This window comes from Aquitalea sp. FG25, assembly GCF_057809375.1.
In genome coordinates this window covers 138565-156294 of record NZ_JBMDJV010000002.1, presented here as the reverse complement: position 1 = coordinate 156294, position 17730 = coordinate 138565, and the positions used below count along the sequence as shown (strand labels likewise).

28 protein-coding genes and 1 other RNA gene are annotated in these 17730 nt (G+C 56.7%); 23 read left to right on the top strand and 6 right to left on the bottom strand.

What is annotated here, in order from left to right; all coding sequences use genetic code 11:
- Positions 1 to 96 precede the first annotated feature (96 nt).
- The 4 genes from ACODR9_RS02485 to ACODR9_RS02470 form a co-directional block, all read right to left on the bottom strand.
- Positions 97 to 1197 carry a CobW family GTP-binding protein gene (locus ACODR9_RS02485; protein ID WP_488807428.1) on the bottom strand — a complete coding sequence of 367 codons (1101 nt, stop codon included), beginning with the start codon at positions 1195 to 1197 and terminating at the stop codon, positions 97 to 99.
- A complete protein-coding gene (gene cobJ, locus ACODR9_RS02480; protein WP_488807427.1) occupies positions 1194 to 2732 on the bottom strand; it encodes a precorrin-3B C(17)-methyltransferase in 1539 nt (512 codons plus the stop codon). Before cobJ ends, ACODR9_RS02485 begins: the two co-directional genes overlap by 4 nt.
- 259 nt (positions 2733 to 2991) lie before the next feature.
- Complete coding sequence (locus ACODR9_RS02475; protein WP_488807426.1) at positions 2992 to 3129, bottom strand: hypothetical protein; 138 nt, start codon at positions 3127 to 3129, stop codon at positions 2992 to 2994.
- A 329-nt stretch (positions 3130 to 3458) separates the two neighbouring features.
- Positions 3459 to 4238, bottom strand: a complete 780-nt coding sequence (locus ACODR9_RS02470; protein WP_488807425.1) for an XRE family transcriptional regulator — start codon at positions 4236 to 4238, stop codon at positions 3459 to 3461.
- A gap of 142 nt (positions 4239 to 4380) precedes the next feature.
- Between ACODR9_RS02470 and ACODR9_RS02465 the strand changes: the two genes are divergently transcribed.
- The gene (locus ACODR9_RS02465) at positions 4381 to 4701 is read left to right on the top strand and encodes a helix-turn-helix domain-containing protein (protein WP_488807424.1); all 321 of its coding nucleotides are present in this window, start codon (positions 4381 to 4383) and stop codon (positions 4699 to 4701) included.
- A gap of 61 nt (positions 4702 to 4762) precedes the next feature.
- Complete coding sequence (locus ACODR9_RS02460; protein ID WP_488807423.1) at positions 4763 to 5236, top strand: hypothetical protein; 474 nt, start codon at positions 4763 to 4765, stop codon at positions 5234 to 5236.
- 202 nt (positions 5237 to 5438) lie between these two features.
- On the opposite strand, the gene ACODR9_RS02455 is transcribed toward ACODR9_RS02460, so the two are convergent.
- Positions 5439 to 5702, bottom strand: a complete 264-nt coding sequence (locus tag ACODR9_RS02455; RefSeq protein ID WP_488807422.1) for a hypothetical protein — start codon at positions 5700 to 5702, stop codon at positions 5439 to 5441.
- Positions 5703 to 5800: 98 nt separating this feature from the next.
- Here ACODR9_RS02455 and ACODR9_RS02450 point away from each other — a divergent pair, with 98 nt between their 5' ends.
- The 14 genes from ACODR9_RS02450 to ACODR9_RS02385 all read left to right on the top strand — a co-directional run bounded on the left by ACODR9_RS02450 (position 5801) and on the right by ACODR9_RS02385 (position 13452).
- Positions 5801 to 7903, top strand: a complete 2103-nt coding sequence (locus tag ACODR9_RS02450; RefSeq protein WP_488807421.1) for a transposase — start codon at positions 5801 to 5803, stop codon at positions 7901 to 7903.
- A 26-nt stretch (positions 7904 to 7929) separates the two neighbouring features.
- On the top strand, positions 7930 to 8643 hold the full coding sequence (locus ACODR9_RS02445) for an AAA family ATPase (protein WP_488807420.1): 714 nt from the start codon (positions 7930 to 7932) through the stop codon (positions 8641 to 8643).
- A 2-nt stretch (positions 8644 to 8645) separates the two neighbouring features.
- Positions 8646 to 9257, top strand: coding sequence for a hypothetical protein (locus tag ACODR9_RS02440; protein WP_488807419.1), 612 nt, complete (start codon positions 8646 to 8648; stop codon positions 9255 to 9257).
- Positions 9247 to 9561, top strand: coding sequence for an XRE family transcriptional regulator (locus ACODR9_RS02435; RefSeq protein WP_488807418.1), 315 nt, complete (start codon positions 9247 to 9249; stop codon positions 9559 to 9561). The genes ACODR9_RS02440 and ACODR9_RS02435 overlap by 11 nt, the downstream gene beginning before the upstream one ends.
- Before the next feature lies 1 nt (position 9562).
- Entirely contained in the window at positions 9563 to 9874 is a 312-nt protein-coding gene (locus ACODR9_RS02430) for a hypothetical protein (protein WP_488807417.1), read from the top strand.
- 20 nt (positions 9875 to 9894) lie between these two features.
- Complete coding sequence (locus ACODR9_RS02425) at positions 9895 to 10269, top strand: helix-turn-helix domain-containing protein (protein WP_488807415.1); 375 nt, start codon at positions 9895 to 9897, stop codon at positions 10267 to 10269.
- Complete coding sequence (locus tag ACODR9_RS02420; protein ID WP_488807414.1) at positions 10266 to 10637, top strand: hypothetical protein; 372 nt, start codon at positions 10266 to 10268, stop codon at positions 10635 to 10637. The genes ACODR9_RS02425 and ACODR9_RS02420 overlap by 4 nt, the downstream gene beginning before the upstream one ends.
- Entirely contained in the window at positions 10637 to 11260 is a 624-nt protein-coding gene (locus ACODR9_RS02415) for a DUF3164 family protein (RefSeq protein ID WP_488807413.1), read from the top strand. Before ACODR9_RS02420 ends, ACODR9_RS02415 begins: the two co-directional genes overlap by 1 nt.
- On the top strand, positions 11145 to 11642 hold the full coding sequence (locus ACODR9_RS02410) for an HU family DNA-binding protein (protein WP_488807412.1): 498 nt from the start codon (positions 11145 to 11147) through the stop codon (positions 11640 to 11642). Before ACODR9_RS02415 ends, ACODR9_RS02410 begins: the two co-directional genes overlap by 116 nt.
- Before the next feature lie 3 nt (positions 11643 to 11645).
- An RNA gene (locus ACODR9_RS02405) (hammerhead ribozyme type II) lies at positions 11646 to 11708 on the top strand.
- Positions 11709 to 11715: 7 nt separating this feature from the next.
- Positions 11716 to 11964: a hypothetical protein gene (locus tag ACODR9_RS02400; protein WP_488807410.1), complete on the top strand. Its 249-nt coding sequence runs from the start codon at positions 11716 to 11718 to the stop codon at positions 11962 to 11964.
- Positions 11964 to 12419: a hypothetical protein gene (locus tag ACODR9_RS02395; RefSeq protein ID WP_488807409.1), complete on the top strand. Its 456-nt coding sequence runs from the start codon at positions 11964 to 11966 to the stop codon at positions 12417 to 12419. Before ACODR9_RS02400 ends, ACODR9_RS02395 begins: the two co-directional genes overlap by 1 nt.
- Before the next feature lie 158 nt (positions 12420 to 12577).
- Entirely contained in the window at positions 12578 to 12994 is a 417-nt protein-coding gene (locus ACODR9_RS02390) for a gp16 family protein (protein ID WP_488807408.1), read from the top strand.
- Entirely contained in the window at positions 12991 to 13452 is a 462-nt protein-coding gene (locus tag ACODR9_RS02385) for a Mor transcription activator family protein (RefSeq protein WP_488807407.1), read from the top strand. The genes ACODR9_RS02390 and ACODR9_RS02385 overlap by 4 nt, the downstream gene beginning before the upstream one ends.
- Positions 13453 to 13555: 103 nt before the next feature.
- Here the strand turns inward: ACODR9_RS02385 and ACODR9_RS02380 are convergent, their stop codons facing one another.
- The gene (locus ACODR9_RS02380) at positions 13556 to 14848 is read right to left on the bottom strand and encodes a hypothetical protein (RefSeq protein ID WP_488807406.1); all 1293 of its coding nucleotides are present in this window, start codon (positions 14846 to 14848) and stop codon (positions 13556 to 13558) included.
- Between the two features lie 197 nt (positions 14849 to 15045).
- Between ACODR9_RS02380 and ACODR9_RS02375 the strand changes: the two genes are divergently transcribed.
- The 7 genes from ACODR9_RS02375 (at position 15046) to ACODR9_RS02345 (ending at position 17726) form a co-directional block, all read left to right on the top strand.
- Positions 15046 to 15567, top strand: a complete 522-nt coding sequence (locus tag ACODR9_RS02375) for an N-acetylmuramoyl-L-alanine amidase (protein WP_488807405.1) — start codon at positions 15046 to 15048, stop codon at positions 15565 to 15567.
- A 165-nt stretch (positions 15568 to 15732) separates the two neighbouring features.
- On the top strand, positions 15733 to 15984 hold the full coding sequence (locus ACODR9_RS02370) for a DUF2644 domain-containing protein (protein WP_488807404.1): 252 nt from the start codon (positions 15733 to 15735) through the stop codon (positions 15982 to 15984).
- Complete coding sequence (locus ACODR9_RS02365; RefSeq protein WP_488807403.1) at positions 15984 to 16586, top strand: hypothetical protein; 603 nt, start codon at positions 15984 to 15986, stop codon at positions 16584 to 16586. The genes ACODR9_RS02370 and ACODR9_RS02365 overlap by 1 nt, the downstream gene beginning before the upstream one ends.
- Positions 16583 to 16861, top strand: a complete 279-nt coding sequence (locus ACODR9_RS02360; protein WP_488807402.1) for a hypothetical protein — start codon at positions 16583 to 16585, stop codon at positions 16859 to 16861. The genes ACODR9_RS02365 and ACODR9_RS02360 overlap by 4 nt, the downstream gene beginning before the upstream one ends.
- Positions 16848 to 17063 carry a TraR/DksA C4-type zinc finger protein gene (locus ACODR9_RS02355; protein ID WP_488807401.1) on the top strand — a complete coding sequence of 72 codons (216 nt, stop codon included), beginning with the start codon at positions 16848 to 16850 and terminating at the stop codon, positions 17061 to 17063. Before ACODR9_RS02360 ends, ACODR9_RS02355 begins: the two co-directional genes overlap by 14 nt.
- On the top strand, positions 17047 to 17421 hold the full coding sequence (locus ACODR9_RS02350) for a hypothetical protein (protein ID WP_488807400.1): 375 nt from the start codon (positions 17047 to 17049) through the stop codon (positions 17419 to 17421). The genes ACODR9_RS02355 and ACODR9_RS02350 overlap by 17 nt, the downstream gene beginning before the upstream one ends.
- Positions 17418 to 17726, top strand: a complete 309-nt coding sequence (locus ACODR9_RS02345; protein ID WP_488807399.1) for a hypothetical protein — start codon at positions 17418 to 17420, stop codon at positions 17724 to 17726. The genes ACODR9_RS02350 and ACODR9_RS02345 overlap by 4 nt, the downstream gene beginning before the upstream one ends.
- Positions 17727 to 17730: the final 4 nt, after the last annotated feature.

The window sequence follows — 17730 nt, the reverse complement described above, 5'->3', positions numbered from 1 at the left end:
TAATTGCTTATGGGTAGAGCTGGAGTGGCTGACAAGAGCGTAGCGTCCCTGTGGCAAGGCGGCGCAACGCAGCTACAGGGTTTTTGTCTGCCACTCTTACTGCCAGTGGGTGCCGGTCAATGCCCTTAGCCGCTCCACAATGCGCGGGCGGCTGGGGTGATAGCCGATGAAAACCAGCTGCGCCTGCCGTGGTGCGGCGGTGTCAGGCTCCTGTTGCAGCTGTACGCGCTGGCGCACTGCTTGCAGCGTCAGTCGGCCTTGGCCATCTGCACTGGCCGCATGGCCCTTGATGCGTAGCAGCGCTTCTTCGCGGGCAATGGTTTCTACTGCGGCCAGCAGCCGTGCCGGGTCCTGTGCGTCCTTGCTGCGAATCAAAAACGACTGCCAGCCCGGGTCCTGCTCGTGAAAATGCTTGTGGGTGGCCAGGCCGTGGCTGTGCGCGGCCAAGCCGCCGTGGCTGTGGCCGTCCAGCAGCGCCTGGTTGGCCAGCGGCCGCAGATTCAGCGGCAGGCTGGATACCGGTCCGTAATGGCGATGACCGCTGCCGCTGACTTCGTGCAGATGCAGGCCCAGCGTCAGCCGGGTATCCAGCTTGGCCTGATAGGCCAGCTCGATAAAGCGGATGGACGGCGCCAGCTGGCGCACCGTGCTTTCTGCTTGCAGCATGGCGGCATCGTCCAACTGGTCTATCTTGTTGAGCACCACGATGTCGGCGTTTTCCAGCTGCTGGCGGAACAGGCTGGCCACCGCGTCGTCCTGCTGGCCGTGGCCGCTGTCAAAATCGCCCGCCAGCAGCAGCGGGGTGTCCACCACGGCCAGCGTGGCATCCAGCACAAAGCGTTCTGCCAGCTCCGGGCCTTGCAGCTGCTCCATTACCGCGCTGGGCAGGGCCAGCCCGGAGGTTTCGATCAGCACATGGTCGATCTGCTGGCGGCGCTGCCACAAGGCCAGCATGGTGGGCAGGAAGTGCTCGTCGTCGTCGTAAGCCACCAGGCCATTGGCCAGGTCGTGAATCTCCACCCCGGCCTTGTCGTCCGTACGCAGGATGGTGCCGTCAATGGACACCTCGCCAAACTCGTTGACCAGAATGGCCAGCCGCCGTTGTTTGCTGTCGCGGATCAGATTGGACAGCAAGGTGGTTTTGCCCGCGCCCAGAAAGCCGGTGAGCACGGTAACCGGAATGCGCGGGCTGCTCATGCCAGTTGCTCCAGTGCGGCTTGCAGGCTGGCAAAGTCGGCAAAGCTGGCCGGGTAGTCCAGCTGCGGACGGTCCACCACGATGAAGGGGATGCCCAGTGCGGCCGCTGCTGCGGCTTTGGCACCATAGCCACCGGCATCACCGGATTGCTTGCTGATAACGCAGTCGATCTGCCAGTCGCGCCACAGGGTTTCATTGGCGGCCTGCGAGAACGGGCCTTGCATCGCACACAGCCGCGCTCGCGGAATGCCCAGGTCGATGGCGCGTTGCAGGTGTTGCGGGTCCGGTGCCAGCCGCACAAACCATTGTTTGTCGGCTGCGCCCTCGGCCTGCACAAAGCTGGCCAGCTCCTTGCTGCCGGTGGCCAGGAAAATGCGCTGGCCGTGCTGCATGGCCAGCGTTGCGGCTGCGGCCATGCTGCTGCAATGGATGGCCGGGTGCTGGTCTGGCGTGCTGGGGCGTTCATAACGCAGATAGGGCAGGGCCAGTTCCTGCGCCAGCGCCATCAGCTGCTGCGACATTTCCGTGGCGTAAGGGTGCGTGGCATCCACAATGCAGCGTGCCTGGCTTTGTTGCAGCAGCTCGCGGCGACGCTCCACACCCAGCCGCCCGCTGATGCTGGTGAGGCCGGGGCTGTCGGCGGCGACGATTTCGGCACCGTAGTCGCTGGCTGTGCTGACAATCACCGGCTGGCCGTTTGCTGCCAGCTGGCGTGCCAGCGCATTGCCGTCGCTGGTACCGGCAAACACCCAGGCAGCGGCGCTTGGCAGGCTGTCGGCGGTAATGGTGTCGACGGTGTTCTGCCAGTTGAAATAGCCGCGCGGGGTAAACATCCAGTTGCGCTTGCGGCGGGTGAAGCGGTTGCCGATCACCAGTGAGGTGAGCATGTTGAACTGGCGGGTGCGCAGCTCGGCCAGGGTGACGATTTCCACCGTCTGGCCTTCGCGGTAGGCATTGTGCACGATGCCGCACAGGGTTTCCGGCCGCTTGTGTTCCAGCATGATGTCCAGAATGCGGTACACGCCTTCCTGCCGCTGCTTGCTTTGCACGTTGTAAAACACCACGGCCAGATCAGCCTCTGCAATATGGCGGGCGCGGCTTTCAATCCACTCCCACGGGCACAGCAGGTCGGACAGGCTGAGGGTGGCAAAGTCGTGCGACAGCGGCGCGCCCAGCAGCGAGGCGCAGGCATTGGCCGAGGTGATGCCGGGAATCAGCTGCACGTCAAAGGTGTCGTCCTCGCGCATGTCCTCGTAAGCCAGCGTGGCCATGGCGTAAATGCCGATGTCACCGCTGGAAATCAGCGCCACCGTCTTGCCAGCGCGGGCTTCTTCCAGTGCCAGCTGGGCACGGTCGCGTTCCTGGGTAAGCGGCAGGGTGCGGATGTCCTTGCCGCTGATCCACGGCTGGATCCAGGTGAGGTAGAGGTCGTAGGCGACGATGACGTCACTGGCGGCCAGCGCCTGTTCCACCATGGGCGGGATCAGTTCGCGGCTGCCGGGGCCGACGGAGACAAGATAGAGTTTGCCGGTCATTGTTTTGTGCTTTCTGCTGCGTGCAGGCGGGGCCTGCCAAAAGTTTGTCTGGGCAATGCGTGGTGCGCATTGCTGATGTAAATCTTGTATTTGTTACGTAGCGGCGCTGGACTGTGGTCCTGCACTGATACGTTTAACTTCGCGGGTTGCGGCTGGTCAGGGCTCTGGCAGATCCAACCAGTGTTATTACCAAACAAGCACCGAACCAGCGCGACCCTTGGCCCCATCAAGCATGCCGACAGGTGGCCGGGGCGAGGTGTTAAGCGCCTGCCTGTTTGAGCGATTTGACGTTAGCAAATCGCGAGTTCAGGCGCGCCTCGCCCCAGACGGGGCCTGGCGGGCAGCCGCAGGCCATGCTTGCCGGGGTGGCCTTGGAGGTGAAGGAGGGCTTGGCCACGCAAGCCCTCTTTCCCGCCTGCCGCGCGGAAGCGGCACTCAAATCATCATCCGCGTGAGCGGATGCCCACACTGGGTTATCACCGTAAACATAAAAGCCAAAACCAACTTCGCGGGTCTCGCCCCGCCGTCGAGTGTGGTGTGGTGAGGTTAATTGCACCGGGAGAAACCAGCGGGACTAGATGGGATGAAACGGGATCAGCCGCGCCAGGCAAACGTTTCAGCCATCTAACCGCGCCAGGGCGACCACCGTTTAAATTTTGCGAAAGATCCGCCCAAGAAAGGCAAGATGTGGCACGTTTAGCAAGTTATTTGCACTGATGCTCTGTATCAGAGTTGGCGACCAAACCAAACCACGCGACCAACGACTGCAAAATCACCGCCTGGATTAGCAGGGTCAATCTCAAAGGGCCTATATGCTTCATTGGCACTCATGATCTCAAGTTTTCCACCTGGTAGCTTCTGTACACGCTTAACAAGCAAGTCCCCTTCAATGCGCAGCACATACAGACCAGCTCCTGGTGATGTATCTGCATGATTCACCAGGATGACATCTCTGTCGTTCAGTACGCCCACCATTGAGTCCCCCTTTACGGAAAGGACTGACAAGTTGTTGGGATCGATCCTCAAGTAGTTATCTATCCAGTAGCGCCGGAAAGACATAGAGAAAATAGGCTTTTCACCAGCAACAGCTGCCCCATGGCCTGCAGCAGCCTTGAGGTCATAGCGTGGGATAAAGACAAACTCTTCCAGATCAACAGGGTTCCCCAACGTATCGTGGCATGGGCATTTTGAGTCCGGCGATGGTGTCCCCTTATCGATAGCCCCTTTGCGCATTTCTCCTTCACCAAACAGTAGCCAATCAGCCGCAAGGCCATACTTTTTGGCATAGATCGAGATCTTTGTCGCATCGGGCTCTCTCTCTCCAGCCTCCCATGCCTGAAAAGTTGATAGTGAGACGCCAACGACATTGGCAGCCTCAATTCTAGGCACTCCCATTGCCTCTCTAGCCTCTCTAATGCGGCTTCCGAGAGCGGTCCGGTTACTTTCAGGTTGCTCTGAAGAACCTGAAAGCAACATCTGACCACTAGTACCTGTTTTAGAGTTCATTGCAAGCGCCTGAAAATTAATAGTTTTCTGGTTATGTGTCTGATTTCCAACATCACAAAACCTGAAAGCAAGTTGAAAACGGTTGTTAAGTATTTATTTTCAGGTATTATGTGCTCACCTAATCACCGCAAGAGATTAAGAAATGAGCACATCCGCAACCCAAAAAAAACCCGCCGAGGATTGGCACCGGGCGGATATCGTGGCGGCCGTTCGCAAGGCTGGATGGTCTCTTCGCAAGCTGTCTATCGGGGCTGATTTGAGCCCTAGTGCATTGAACAATGCGCTGGATAGACCGTGGCCGAAGGCGGAAAAAATCATCGCTGCCGCCATCGGCGTTGAGCCGGAGATCATCTGGCCGAGCCGCTACGCAAAGCGCCATTTTAAGCCAGTTTTCCCGATTATCTCCCATTCCCCAGTAAATACCCCCGCAGCATCGCGGCGGACTGTTGCAGCTGTCGAGTAAATCGTAGCGGCACCAGCAGAAAATCACCACCGCGCCGATTCTCGCGCAGGAGTAAATGCTCATGAGAAACCACAGCGGGAAATCCCGCAGACCTACCAGCCTTACCGAGGCATTCGATCTTGATGAGGCAAATGCTCTGAAGGCACACCGCCGTCCGCGTAAGCAGATGGAAGAGCTGATGGGTACCAACCGATCTACCTATGCCCGTTGGGTGTCCGACTGCGAGATGCCTGCAGGTCGCCTGCTCCAGTTCTCCGTGCTTTGCGGCTCGGCCAATGTCATTGAGTACCTGGCCATTGCCTGCGGAAAGCTGGTTGTCAGTATCCCGACAGGTAAGAAGGCCAGCTCCAGCGATCTGGGAGAAATGCAGGCCAACTTTGGCAAGGTCGTGATGCTCCTGGAGCAGTTTTATCGGGGCCAGTCTGACCTGCTGGAAACCCTTAGCGTGCTGAATGAGGTGCTCTCACAGGTGGCGTTCCACCGCGAGAACGTCATCAAAACCGGTCAGCCGGAACTTGAACTGTTTGAGGAGTGAGTAATGAAGATGCAACCGAAGAATCAAGCAATACCCCTCACCTCAGAAAGTCTTCGTGCGCAATACCTAGCGTCGGGCGAGAAGAGTTCATTGCAGTGGGCGGCTAACCAGATTCAGGTAGTGGACCCCGCCGAAGTCAAAAAACTCATTCTTGGTCTCGACGACCACGGGGTCGAATTCTTACTGGTGATGTTCAATTTTTTTAATGCGCTGGCCGGTCGAGCAGCTCGAGAGCTAACTCATAAGCCGGACGCATTGAGCTTGATGCAGCACTGTTGTCGTGCAGTTGCTGAAGAGCCTGACGCAAGCCGTCATGGCTGATTTTCTCGCCGCGTTCAAGCAGACCAATGACGGCATTGCCGATCGTGCTCTCGATTATCTGGGGTGCAATTTCTCGGTAGAGCTTTTGGTTTCTCTCGATGTACTGCGCTGCGAATTCTTCAGGACTTAGTTTGTTTGCTTTCACGAGGACTCTCCAATGAAGGTTTATGACATGCAAGTGGGATGCCTGCATCGCCATTCTACCCAGTTTGGCAGAGCCCTCACCCAACAAGGAGGCCGGGCATGAGCCAGGTCGAACTTAAAACCCACTACAGCGCGGCAGAGCTGGCAGCAATGAAACTGCCGAGCATGCCAGGAACCATCCAAGGGATCGGTATCCGGGCCAAGACAGAGCAATGGGAGTCACAAAAGCGCCAAGGCCGTGGTGGTGGCTATGAATATGCCTTCACTAGTCTTCCTGACGCAGCTGTCCGTGCTATCAAGGACCGCCTGGTTACTTCGATGATTGCCGCCCCCGCTGTATCCGTACCTGTTTTGCCGATGAAGGCACAGCAGATGGAACTGGCATTAACCAGTCGGCAGCAAACCATTGAAGGTGCCCGCAAGGGTGTACTGGTAGCCATTGAGCGCCTGATGGCAGGCTGCGGTGTCACCCGTGAAGCGGCAATTCACACCCTGCTGACCCAGGCGAAAGCCGGCACCTTGGACCCGCACCTGGAACGGATGCTACGCGCTGCCCATGATGGCCGTGGCCGCAAGGGCGATAGCCCATATCCCTCTGTACGCAGCATCAAAGGCTGGCGCGCATTGGAAAAACAAGGGCAGCTTGCCCCGAAAACTGCGGTGAGCGCCGTTTGGGAGATCCCTACCTGGGCCAAGTCCTTCCTGGATTACTGGCAGGTGCCCTCCAAACCCAGCGTCTCCCATGCCTACGAGCAGTTTGCTCGTGACTGGACCAACAGCACGACAACATTGCCTTCCATTCACCAGGTACGCCGCTTCATTGGCAAGCTGGGGGCGGTCTCGCGAGAAACCGGCCGGATCGGCCCGCGTGAGATGAAAAACATCAAGCCCTTTGTCCGCCGTGACATTACCCAGCTGCAGCCGAATGACGTGTGGACGGCTGACGGCCACACCTTCGATGCCGAGGTGCAGCACCCGATGCATGGTCGGCCTTTCCGCCCGGAAATCACCGCCATCATCGACGTGGCCACCCGCCGCATCATCGGCTGGAGCGTGGGGCTGGCCGAATCGGGACTGGCGGTGCTGGATGCCATCACCCATGCAGTGACCCGTGAGGGCGTGATGGCCATCTTCTATGTCGACAATGGCTCCGGCTACAAAAACGACATGCTGCGCAATGAATCGACTGGTGTGATGGGGCGACTCGGGGCAGACATGCGCTTTGCCCGTCCTTACAACTCACAAGCCAAAGGCGCTGTTGAGCGGCTGCACCAGTCCGTCTTTGTGCGCGCCGCCCGTGAGCTGCAGAGCTATATCGGTGCCGATATGGACCGCGAGGCCAAGCTCAGCCAGTTCAAGCTGACCCGTAAGGCTATCAGGCAAGGCGGCAGCGTGGACCTGATCAGTTGGCCGCACTTCATCGACTTTATCAATCAACGCATTGCCGATTACAACGCCCGGCCACATCGCGGCCTGAATGGCATCAGCCCGGACATGAAGCTGGCCGAGTTTGTTGCCCTGGGTTGGGAGCCAACACACCTGCGTCCAGGTGAAGAGGCCTATCTGTTTCGGCCACAAGTTGAGCGCACGATCAGCCGCTGTGAAATCTCGCTGTTTGGCAATCGCTACTTCAGTCGCGACCTAGAGGAGTTCCATGGCGAGCGCCTGCGTATCGGCTACGACGTGAACGATGCCCACCGTGTTTGGGTTTATGCCGACGATGGCAGGCTTATTTGCACCGCAGAGTGGAATGCCAACGTTCGCAGCTTCTTCCCTGTTTCCGTGATTGAGCAGGCCCGTGACAGACGCGCAGCTGGCCGTGCCAATCGCCTACAGGTGCACCTGGACGAGGTGCAGGCAGAACGCCGAGGCCAACCAGTCATTGAAGCCCAGCAGGAGATCGTGATTCCAGGGCTGATCAGCGGTACCCGTGAACAACTGGCGGAAGCTGCTGCGTTGGCCCGTGCCAAGCGTCAGCCGCAGGCCGCTGAGGCACCGAATCTGCGGGTGATTGATGTTGAACCGATCCCCGTGCCCAGCAATGTGCTGAGCCTGCCAGATACCCCAGATGCCCGTTACCGCTATTTCTGCACCCTGCGTGACCGCCACCAGCGTGGCGAACCGCTGGGTGAGCGTGAGCTGGACTGGCTACTGAATAAATACGTCCGTACTAACGAATACCGAACCCTTAGCCAACGCTGAGACCACAAAAAAACAGGAGCCTAAACGTGAATCGCATTGCACCGATTGCCAACCTTGATCTTGTCAGCATCGCCATGAGCAAGCTGATCAATCGCCAGGATGGCCTCCCTGGCCTGGGCGTGTATTACGGCCCCAGCGGCTTTGGCAAAACCACCACCATCGTGGCGGTAGCCAATGAAACCCGCGCTTACTACGTGCAGATGCGCAGCGCCTGGGGCAAAAAAGCCCTGCTGGAAAAAATCGCGTTTGAAATGGGTATGCGCCCGGCAGCGACTGTGTCGGCCAATCTGGACCTGATCTGCGAGCAGATGTCGACCAGCCAGCGCCCGCTGATTCTGGACGAGGCTGATCATGCAGCATCCCGCCCCGGCATGGTCGAGCTGCTGCGCGATATCTACGAGGGTAGCCAGGCACCGCTGATGCTGGTGGGCGAGGAAATGCTGCCCAACAAACTGAAGAAGTTTGAGCGCTTTCATGGCCGCGTACTGGCATGGGTGCCGGCCCAGCCGGTCACCATGAATGACGCCATGAAGCTGAAGACGATCTACAGCCCGGATATCGCCATCGCTGATGACCTGATGGCACATGTCGTCGATATCGCCCACGGGTCGGTACGCCGGCTGTGCATCAACCTGGTGAACATTCAGGAACACGCAATGTTGAACGGCCTGGATGCAATTGACCGTGCTACCTGGGGCACTCAGCCGCTGTATACCGGCGATGCACCGAGACGGGGTTAATCATGACCACGAGACTGAATGAACGTGGTTCCTCCCGCTTGGAAATGGTGGGGGGTAAGGGGGGGAATCAGAGAATTTGGGAGGCTGTCCGTGCCCGTCGTGACGGATTCACCCGTCTGGACATCGCTGCTGCAACCGGCATTGAGCTGCCCAGTACCAGGAAATACCTGGAGCGCCTGCAGAAGGCTGGATTTATCTCTGGTACGCAGCAGGCAGTTGGTCAGGTCAAACAGTTTGTCCTGGTACGCGACAACGGCATTGAAGCCCCGCGCCTGTCTCCCAATGGAACGCTGATGCCTCCCACAGCCCAGGAACTGATGTGGCGCACGATGCGCATCCTGTGCGAGTTCAACTGCCATGAGCTGGTCGGCCATGCCTCCACGGCAGACGTCACGGTGGTGCTCAGTGGGGCACAGGACTACCTGAAACACCTGCATCACGCTGGATATGTGGCGGTAGTTAAAAAGGCTGGCCCCAACCACCTGACCCGTTATCGCGTGATTCCGAGCAAGTACACCGGGCCACGCCCACCGATGATCCAGCGCACCAAGGTGGTCTATGACCCGAACTTGGGCCGGGTTGTGTGGAACGAGGAGCCTGACCATGACTGCTGATTGGCTGGAAATCTTGCGCACCGCCGTGGCCCAGCGTGGCCAGAGGCCGGTTGCCGCTGAGCTGGGCTACTCCCGTACCACCATCAGCCTTGTTCTGGCTGGCAAATATGCAGGGAGGACCGATGCGGTCGCCACGCAGGTGCTGGCTGTCCTGGCCACCGTGACTTGCCCATTCCATGGCCAGGAAATGACCATGGCCGACTGCCGCGCTTTCAGTAGCAGCCGGGCACCGACTCACCACCCGTTGAAACTGACGCACTGGCGGACATGCCGCAAGTGCAAAAACTGCAGCAAAGGAGAGTGATATGCAAACCGCCGACCCGCAGTGCCCAGTGGCTGCCTTCCTGCCCATCAACACCCTGATGCTGCAGGCCGTAAAAAAAGTGGAAGTGGTGATCCAGGAACTGGGCCGTCGTGGCTTTGCCGTGGTCGGCATCGACATGAGCAGCCCCTCACGTCCGACGGTTCAGATCCAGACCAGTGCCCGCTGCATCCAGCTGATTGAGTCTGGTCAGGCCGCTTACTACGGATTTGGCCTCGGCCAGATTGGCCGCTTTCGCGAAGGCCAATTCTGCCTAGATGGCTGCCGTGTGGTTTGGACCGAAAACGCTAATTGATGAATGACCAGGAGAACGACATGACCGAGCAAACCGTAAACCGTGACTACCGTGTAATGCGCCGCAAGCTGGGCCTGAATCAGGCTCAGTTCTGGGGTGCCGTCAAAGTGACCCAGTCGGGTGGCTCCCGCTATGAAAGTGGCCGCCAGGCTCCTGCTCAGGTGGACGAGCTGGTGCGTCTGCGCCATGAGCTGGGAATTGATACTGCCCTGATAACCCCGAAAAACGCTGACCTGATCCGCGCCATTTTGGAGGGCACGCTCGACAGCCTGGAACTGATGAATCTCATCGCAAATGGTGATGTAGATCTGGATGACTGGCCCCATTCGCTCTCTCGCTTGCTTGCAGACAAACAGGAGCAGGCAAATCAAACAGAGGCCCTACAGCACGGATGAGTCTGGTCGAGCTGGATGACACCACCAAAGCCAAGCTACGAGCAGAAGTGGCACGGCTGGTGAGTATGGGAATGGCAGCGGATAAGGCCCGGAGGATTGTGTGGGATGACTACCTGGAAGAATTGGCCACCTATGCGGCAGCTAAGCCGGTAGCTACTCCACCCAACCCGGAACCAGTCCAGAAGCAGGAAGCACCACTCCCCGTGCTACCAGCCCCTGATCCGGTTCTGCCCGGCCCGGAGCCACCAGCAAGAAACAGCCGGTTTTGGAATGCAAAGGAAGAACCCCGGCTGACACCGGAATGGCTTGAGCGAAACCGGCAGCAACTGGCGCAAGTGAAACGAATTGTTGGAGTAAGGAGCAGGTAATGCAAAACGCAACGCAAAACACCCCGGACGGCTACCGCAAAGATAGCAAAGGCCGTTTGATCCCGGTCGAGTCGATCAAGGAAATCGACTTGGCACGGGATTCCCTGGTGGTGGAAATCATTAAGAAGGCCCAGGACGTGAACAAGATGCTGGCTCAATTCAAGGCCACGACCTTCGGTGATATCCAAGCCTTCATTGACCTATCGGCGGAGCGCTACGGAGCCAAGGTCGGCGGGGCCAAAGGCAATGTATCGCTGACCACGTTTGATGGTCGCTACATGATCAAGCGGGCCGTATCGGACACGCTGACATTTGATGAAGGTCTGCAGGCTGCCAAGGCCCTGATTGACGAGTGCGTGCATGAGTGGACCGAAGGTGCCCGCAGCGAGATCCGTACCCTGATCAATGATGCGTTCAATGTCGACAAAGAAGGAAAGATTTCTACTGGTCGCATCCTCAGTTTGCGCCGCCTGGAAATCAAAGACGAGAAATGGCAGCAGGCCATGAATGCCCTCAGTGAATCGGTACGGGTCCAGTGCTCCAAGTCGTACATCCGCGTGTACGAGCGGATTGGCGATACCGACCAGTACCAGCCTATCCCGCTGGACATGGCTGGCGTTTGAGCAAGTGGCCGTCAAGGTCGGAAATGTCCGGCTTCTGATCCGCAACCTCAGAACCGGAAACATCCCTTTCAAGCAGTTTTTTCAACGTAGTACCAAGGAGAAAAGCATGAACAAGCAAGAGCTGATCAAACACGTAGCCGAACACGCTGAAGTGACTGCCAAGCAGGCCGAAGCGGTGATCAACAGCCTGACCACCACCATCCTGGACACCGTCCGTGCCGGTGGTGAGCTGCAGATCACTGACCTGGGCAAATTCGGCAGCGTGGAGCGTGCCGCGAAGACCGGCCGCAACCCGAAGACTGGCGAAACCATCCAGATTGCTGCCAAGCGTGCCGCGAAGTTCTCTCCGGCCAAGCGTCTGAAAGAGGCTGCAGCAGGCTAACCCATGCGAAACCGCCGAGAGGCGGTCTGCCAGGCGTGGTTGCCTGGTACTGATGAGCAGCCAAAGGACAGCAATGCAAACTTTCGACCCCGCAGTAATTGAGTTCACCAAGCAGCTTCAGGACTGGCATGCCTCCCGTGTCGCCAATCTGCAGCTCATCCTGGATCACCCGGAGTCCACTCTCAAGCTCGGTGATGCTGAGATCAAGGGAGACAGTGATATCGCCAAGGGCATCCGTGTAGGAGTTCGTATTGCCATGGATCAACTGGGAAAACTCCCATTCAGCGTTACGCCCTGCAGGGATGAAGAGGAGGAAGACTGATGGATCAGCAAACCGTGAAGAAACTGACGGCTGAGCAAAAGGAAAAGCTCATTTCGGATCTGTCCTTCCCATGGGGCAAGGCCGATCTGATGTGTGATGGTCGACGTATCACACTTGAGGTACGCCGTAGTAGCAAAGGCATGACTTACAGGGTCTGCACTTTCGTTGATGGGGTATTCGAATACAAGTGGGCACAGGGTGCCACTCCATTCCCGGAGCAGAAGTTCCTACGCAAGTTTGTGCGACCGAATGTAAGCCCGGTCAAACGCAAGGAGTTTGAGAAAAAGCTCGGCAAGCGCTGGGTGCAAAAAGACAAGTTCATCAACGGATCGGTAACCCTGTATCTACCGGATTGGTCCAGTGGAAAAGCTGCCATCAATCATCTGTACAAGGTCTGCGATAGCGTTGAACTTGCCGAGAAGACCGAGGCAAGAACTGCTTTTGTAACGGAATAGAACCCGGTGTCGAGCCTGCGTTAACAGGCTCCGCAACGTGTTTTAACCCTCAATGCAGCCGTGACCGGCCAGCCCCGATCCACTTACTGGGGTGCCGTCCTCTGATAACGCCGGCATGGCCGGTCACGCGTGCATTGAGTTTGACCAGGAGAAGAATAATGACCGACAGACGCAAGGCGATGATCGCAAAAATCAAGATCGCCCAGCAGCAGCTGCAGATGGCTGATGACAGCTACCGCGCAATGCTGGCACGCCTGGCTGATGGCAAAACCAGCAGCACCAAGCTGACCTTGCAGCAGCTGGATGACGTGCTGGCCGAAATGAAGCGCTTGGGCTTTGTGCAAAAGCCCGCACAAAAGCATGGCCGCCGCCCGCAGCCGAAGGACACTTGTGAAACCCTGATGGCCAAGATTGAGGCCCAGCTGGCTACCGCTGGCCGGTCGTGGGAGTACGCCCAGGCTATGGCAAAGCGCATGTATCGGATCGAAAAGCTGGAATGGCTGGACTACGAGCAGTTGAATGGGGTGATGGTCGCCCTGGTCTATGACGCGAGACGGAATGGGAGACCCGCATGAATCGCAATGACCACGAAATGGCGATGGCCCGTGCTCTGCACCTTGTACCGGAAAATGTCCGCACCATCATCGATCTGATCGGACTGAGTGCCACCATCAAATTGGTGGAAGCCTACGGCGGGACACACTTCCCGGTACCCAAGACAGTACGTCAGGAAGGGCAGTATTTTGCAGCGCTATCAGAGGCTGTGGGGGTCGATGCCGCGGCCATGTTAGTGAAGCATTACGGTAATACCCGTCTCTATGTGGCCAAATGTGCCAGAGCCATCCGCGCCCTGCGCGATGCCAGCATTCGGGCCGACTACGACGCACATTGCCTGGAGCTAGGTCACAACGCCACGATCAACAACGTGTTGGTGCCGAAATACCGGCTGTGTGATCGGAGAATAGAAGAGATTCTGGAAAAGGAGGATAAACTTGCTCCGTTGAGTGATGTTGGACAAGGTTTGTTGTTCTAAATTAAATGGCCCCGTGTGGGCCATTTTCACATGGTTTTATTTCATTGTTTATATTTTCCATTAATTTCTTAATAATTGCCGAGTCGATTAAATGTTGAATTTGTCAGTTGCTTGGCCAGTTCAATGGGCTGAATTCAGGCCATGGAACAAAGTCCACCTTCTCTTTTGAAGCATTTTCCTGAATGTATTTCTCTGCAATTTCTTCAGCGTGATTCTCCAAAAAATCTGCATTTGCAATCCCAGCATCAACAAGGGACTCGATGGTGTCAAAGTCATAAAATAGCCTAGAAAAATAGTTATTCGAAATTGAACCAATCGTCTTTTCATTCGAGCTATCTTGTTTCCTTGTTAGCATTAGCGCATATTGCGGGTGATCCAGAAATGTAGCAGATATTCCATGTGCTGCGAATGCCCTGATGACGGCACTCTCTTCTATCAATATCATCAAGGTCAGATTTCCATTTATAAAGTCGAATAAATCTTCCTTGCGGATAATTGATAGAACGAATGGATAGTAGGGCATCCACGAGGCACTACTTTTCGTGTCATTTAGAATGCACAGGAACGATTTTGGCATTACCAGAGAATTAAGTTGAGATGTGGCCTCCTCTGATTGCATGCAGACATAGGTAACCCCAGGCTCTGGGAGAGTATAAGCGAAGTCATTTTTCAGTGACTGGACAATGCACTCATTGATTGCATTTATATGATTTCTATTGGAAGCCCCCGTTTCCAATCTAACTACATGGCTTAGGCCTCTAAAATCACTTGCTTGATCTGTTTGGAGAAAACTATTTAATGCGGAAATACTTGCGATCTGTCTATCAACTCTTTCATTACGATTACTACTGGACTTGACTTCAACCGGGATAGGATCTGGACCTATAAGAATACAGATGTCTCCATGTCTAATCGTATTGGTAAGGTCGCAAAGAATGGCTGGTATCTCATTGTTCAATAAAATATTTAAAAACTTTAACTCATTTCGAAGGCCTGCTTTGCCAAGAATTGCACCCGCAGAAGGCTTCATTTCATAATTATGCACGTTGTAAAGCATGTGTTTTAATGCTAGTTTGTCAATGTAAATAAATGCAATCCCATCGCCAAAGCAGCGCCATATGAAAAGAAGTTGTTGATAATCTGAGATTACTTCATCAGTATTGGCTATAGCCTTTTTTGTTGATTGAGATTGCTCTTTCGACTGGCCGGATTTTTTTATTTTTACGAGTATCTTCCTCTTATTCTTGAGTTTGGCGATGAGAGAGTCAGTGTGCTTTATTTTGGTAAGCAATACCTTCTGCATATTGAGCAGTAAAGCACTATCTTCAGGATTAACCTGTAGGGAGCGAAGCATTTCTGTTAGTGCGTAAATAGCCTTACGGTAACGATGCAGCATCTTGGTTACTCCTAGTGGAAAGTATGCCAATTCAATTAGCGCAGTAAGGTGCCAGAGTCAAGTCTGGCTCGTAAAGGAGACCCCCTAGGCGCAGGCGCAACTACGCATACGTGTGAACAGTTACCGAACCCTTTCCCAATCTGGCCTTCCCCTGACTTTCCCTACGATTTGCCTCATGTCATGCATGAGGAAAAATCGTGTCCCGCACCATCAATCTGATCGTTATCCACTGCGCTGCCAGTCCCAACGGCAAGGTACTTGGCGCTGCGTCCAAGACGGCTGCAGCTGTCATTGACCAGTGGCATGCCCAGCGTGGTTTCCACCGTCAGCCGGCTGCCATTACCGCCTATAACCCCGATCTCAAAGCCATCGGTTACCACTTCGTTCTGGACGTTGATGGCAGCAAGTCCACTGGCCGCGCCCTGGATGAAATCGGCGCGCATGTGGCTGGCCACAATGCCAACTCAATCGGTATCTGCATGGTGGGCACGGATCAGTACAGCACCGCGCAGTGGGGGGCACTGACTAGCCTGGTGAAGTCGCTGCTGGCCAAGTATCCCGGTGTGCCGGTGGTGGGGCATCGTGATCTGTCCCCGGACCTGAATGGTGACGGCACGGTGGAACCCAGTGAATGGACCAAAACCTGCCCCGGCTTCACCGTCGCCACCTGGCTGGCTGCCGGCATGAAGCCGCAGGCCAAGAACGTCCTGGCCAGCTAATGCACCGGCCACTCATTTACCTGTTGCTGCACGCCTTGGCAGCCCACCATCTGCCGCCGTTTCCCAGGCGGATGCTGGGGCACCGGGCTGCACCGGTAGGCCATCGTGGTCCTAGCGGTGTGGCCAAGGCCCGGCGCGCAGCAGCAAAGCGAAGGAACCGCCGCCATGCAACTCGCTGACATCCTCACCAACCCAGTTACCCAGCGCCTGTCGCAAAGCAAGTTCTGCATTGCGGTCGCTCTGGTGGCTACCACCTTTTCTCTGGTCTGGGAGGTGGTTCATGGCCGAGCAACCGAATGGCTGTATGGACTTTATCTGGCGGCATGGGTATCCCATGCCCAGGCCAGCAAGCGGGCAGCCATTGCCCGTGATGCCTTGCCGCAGCCTACCAACCAACCCAAGGGGGACGAGCAATGATGTCCGTCCCACTCATTCCAACCTGGGTAAAGGCCGTGGCCATCGGGGCCGGCCTGGCCTTCATCACCTACCAGGTGCATCAGCGCGGTGTTGAGTCTGGTGCCGCTGACCAGCACAAGGTCGATGAAACCGTCCGTATCCGTCTGGTGGCTGACTACGAGAAGCAGCTGGGCAAGTTCAAAGACCAATGGGCCGCCGAGCTGGCCACAGCCCTGCGCGACAAGCAGCTTCTGGAACAGCAAGCCAACCAGGTCGGTACGGCCCTGCTGGAGACCCGCGCCCAACTGGCCCGTACCCAGCAGCAACTGAAACAGGAGATTCCCCATGCCGTACAAGCTGATGGTCTGCACTGGACTGGTATTGGCCCTGCAAGCCTGCACCTCTACACCCAGAACCTCGGCTACCCCGTCGCCGCAGGTTATCCGGGTCTGCCCGCAGCCAACCCCGGAGATGCTGCAAAAGCCGATCAAGCCGGCAGCGCCGGAGCCGGGCTATCACCCACAGACCTTCTGACGCACTCGGCAGATTACGGCCAGTGGTGCCAGAAGCTGGAGCAGCAGCTGGATGCCTTCATCACCCTGCATACGGAGAGTGTGAAATGAAGCAGGAACTTGATGTCGTTAAAGGGATTTCCTCGCTGCAGGCAGCTACCGAGGCTGCTAGCCGCCTGGCTTCCGAAGAAGGCAAGACCAGTACGCATAGCCAGGGCGACTTGATGGATGCCCTGGAAATCAAGGGCGCGGAACTGGCAGCGGTAGTCGGCCAGATCGCCCGGCTCGGTGGTGATGCAGAGTGTGCAAAAGAAGCTGCAAAACGTCTATCTGAAGCACTGTACTGGGCAGACCGGGCAATGGGGGCCTTTGATGGATCAGTTTGATCGTGCCCAGAAGCTGGAGCTGGACGAGCGCGAAGGTCACATCGCAGAACGCCAGGCACTGGTTCCGCATGGCCGGCCATCCACGCATTGCATCGATTGTGGGGGCGAGATTCCGCAAGAACGGCAGGTCGCGGCACCGGGCCTGCGTTGTACACGTTGTCAGAGCGCCGAAATGGGGGAAACCGGTGACGGTCACTGTTGATTTTTGGTACCTGGTCGGCCTGCTACTGGGATTTCTGAGTGTGCTCTTCACCTTCGGCAAGCTGTTGCTGGGTCAGATTGAGCAGCGTCTGGACCAGCGCTTCAAGGCCATTGATGAGGCGAACAAGGCCACCAGCACCCACTGGGATACTCGCTTTGCCGAGCTGATGGAACAGAACCGGCGCGAGTCCGATGGCTGGCAGCGCATCGAAAAGGACTTCCTGCGCTTTCAGGCTGAGCTGCCGCTGCAGTACGTGCTCAGACAAGACTACGTCCGTAACCAGACCGTGATCGAAGCCAAGCTGGATGCGGTCGCCCTCAAAATCGAAAACGTCCAATTGAAAGGACTACCGCAATGAATATCGATCCCGCCAAAGTACGACGCGAGAGCATCCGCTGGTATCTGATACTGGCCATCTATAACGCCCGGCCCAATGAAATCATCGAAGACGTCATCCAGCAAACCATGCGCACCATCATCCCTGATGTATCGCCACTGGAGGTGCGCAAGGAGCTGGATTACCTGGAAGACCGCGTCATGGTGAAATTGCGTAAGGAGCCATCGGGGCATTGGTGGGCGGACATCACCCGTTATGGTGTCGACCTTGCTGAGTACACCATCGACTGCCAACCCGGCATCGCCCGCCCCGAAAAGTACTGGTGAGCTG

Excerpts from the sequence above, each read along its gene's own strand:
- ACODR9_RS02485 (WP_488807428.1), bottom strand. The coding sequence starts at position 1,197 with ATGAGCAGCCCGCGCATTCCGGTTACCGTGCTCACCGGCTTTCTGGGC.
- cobJ (WP_488807427.1), bottom strand. The coding sequence starts at position 2,732 with ATGACCGGCAAACTCTATCTTGTCTCCGTCGGCCCCGGCAGCCGCGAA.
- ACODR9_RS02470 (WP_488807425.1), bottom strand. The coding sequence starts at position 4,238 with ATGAACTCTAAAACAGGTACTAGTGGTCAGATGTTGCTTTCAGGTTCT.
- ACODR9_RS02465 (WP_488807424.1), top strand. The coding sequence starts at position 4,381 with ATGAGCACATCCGCAACCCAAAAAAAACCCGCCGAGGATTGGCACCGG.
- ACODR9_RS02460 (WP_488807423.1), top strand. The coding sequence starts at position 4,763 with ATGAGAAACCACAGCGGGAAATCCCGCAGACCTACCAGCCTTACCGAG.
- ACODR9_RS02450 (WP_488807421.1), top strand. The coding sequence starts at position 5,801 with ATGAGCCAGGTCGAACTTAAAACCCACTACAGCGCGGCAGAGCTGGCA.
- ACODR9_RS02440 (WP_488807419.1), top strand. The coding sequence starts at position 8,646 with ATGACCACGAGACTGAATGAACGTGGTTCCTCCCGCTTGGAAATGGTG.
- ACODR9_RS02435 (WP_488807418.1), top strand. The coding sequence starts at position 9,247 with ATGACTGCTGATTGGCTGGAAATCTTGCGCACCGCCGTGGCCCAGCGT.
- ACODR9_RS02430 (WP_488807417.1), top strand. The coding sequence starts at position 9,563 with ATGCAAACCGCCGACCCGCAGTGCCCAGTGGCTGCCTTCCTGCCCATC.
- ACODR9_RS02425 (WP_488807415.1), top strand. The coding sequence starts at position 9,895 with ATGACCGAGCAAACCGTAAACCGTGACTACCGTGTAATGCGCCGCAAG.
- ACODR9_RS02420 (WP_488807414.1), top strand. The coding sequence starts at position 10,266 with ATGAGTCTGGTCGAGCTGGATGACACCACCAAAGCCAAGCTACGAGCA.
- ACODR9_RS02415 (WP_488807413.1), top strand. The coding sequence starts at position 10,637 with ATGCAAAACGCAACGCAAAACACCCCGGACGGCTACCGCAAAGATAGC.
- ACODR9_RS02410 (WP_488807412.1), top strand. The coding sequence starts at position 11,145 with ATGCCCTCAGTGAATCGGTACGGGTCCAGTGCTCCAAGTCGTACATCC.
- ACODR9_RS02400 (WP_488807410.1), top strand. The coding sequence starts at position 11,716 with ATGCAAACTTTCGACCCCGCAGTAATTGAGTTCACCAAGCAGCTTCAG.
- ACODR9_RS02395 (WP_488807409.1), top strand. The coding sequence starts at position 11,964 with ATGGATCAGCAAACCGTGAAGAAACTGACGGCTGAGCAAAAGGAAAAG.
- ACODR9_RS02390 (WP_488807408.1), top strand. The coding sequence starts at position 12,578 with ATGACCGACAGACGCAAGGCGATGATCGCAAAAATCAAGATCGCCCAG.
- ACODR9_RS02385 (WP_488807407.1), top strand. The coding sequence starts at position 12,991 with ATGAATCGCAATGACCACGAAATGGCGATGGCCCGTGCTCTGCACCTT.
- ACODR9_RS02380 (WP_488807406.1), bottom strand. The coding sequence starts at position 14,848 with ATGCTGCATCGTTACCGTAAGGCTATTTACGCACTAACAGAAATGCTT.
- ACODR9_RS02370 (WP_488807404.1), top strand. The coding sequence starts at position 15,733 with ATGCAACTCGCTGACATCCTCACCAACCCAGTTACCCAGCGCCTGTCG.
- ACODR9_RS02365 (WP_488807403.1), top strand. The coding sequence starts at position 15,984 with ATGTCCGTCCCACTCATTCCAACCTGGGTAAAGGCCGTGGCCATCGGG.
- ACODR9_RS02360 (WP_488807402.1), top strand. The coding sequence starts at position 16,583 with ATGAAGCAGGAACTTGATGTCGTTAAAGGGATTTCCTCGCTGCAGGCA.
- ACODR9_RS02355 (WP_488807401.1), top strand. The coding sequence starts at position 16,848 with ATGGATCAGTTTGATCGTGCCCAGAAGCTGGAGCTGGACGAGCGCGAA.
- ACODR9_RS02345 (WP_488807399.1), top strand. The coding sequence starts at position 17,418 with ATGAATATCGATCCCGCCAAAGTACGACGCGAGAGCATCCGCTGGTAT.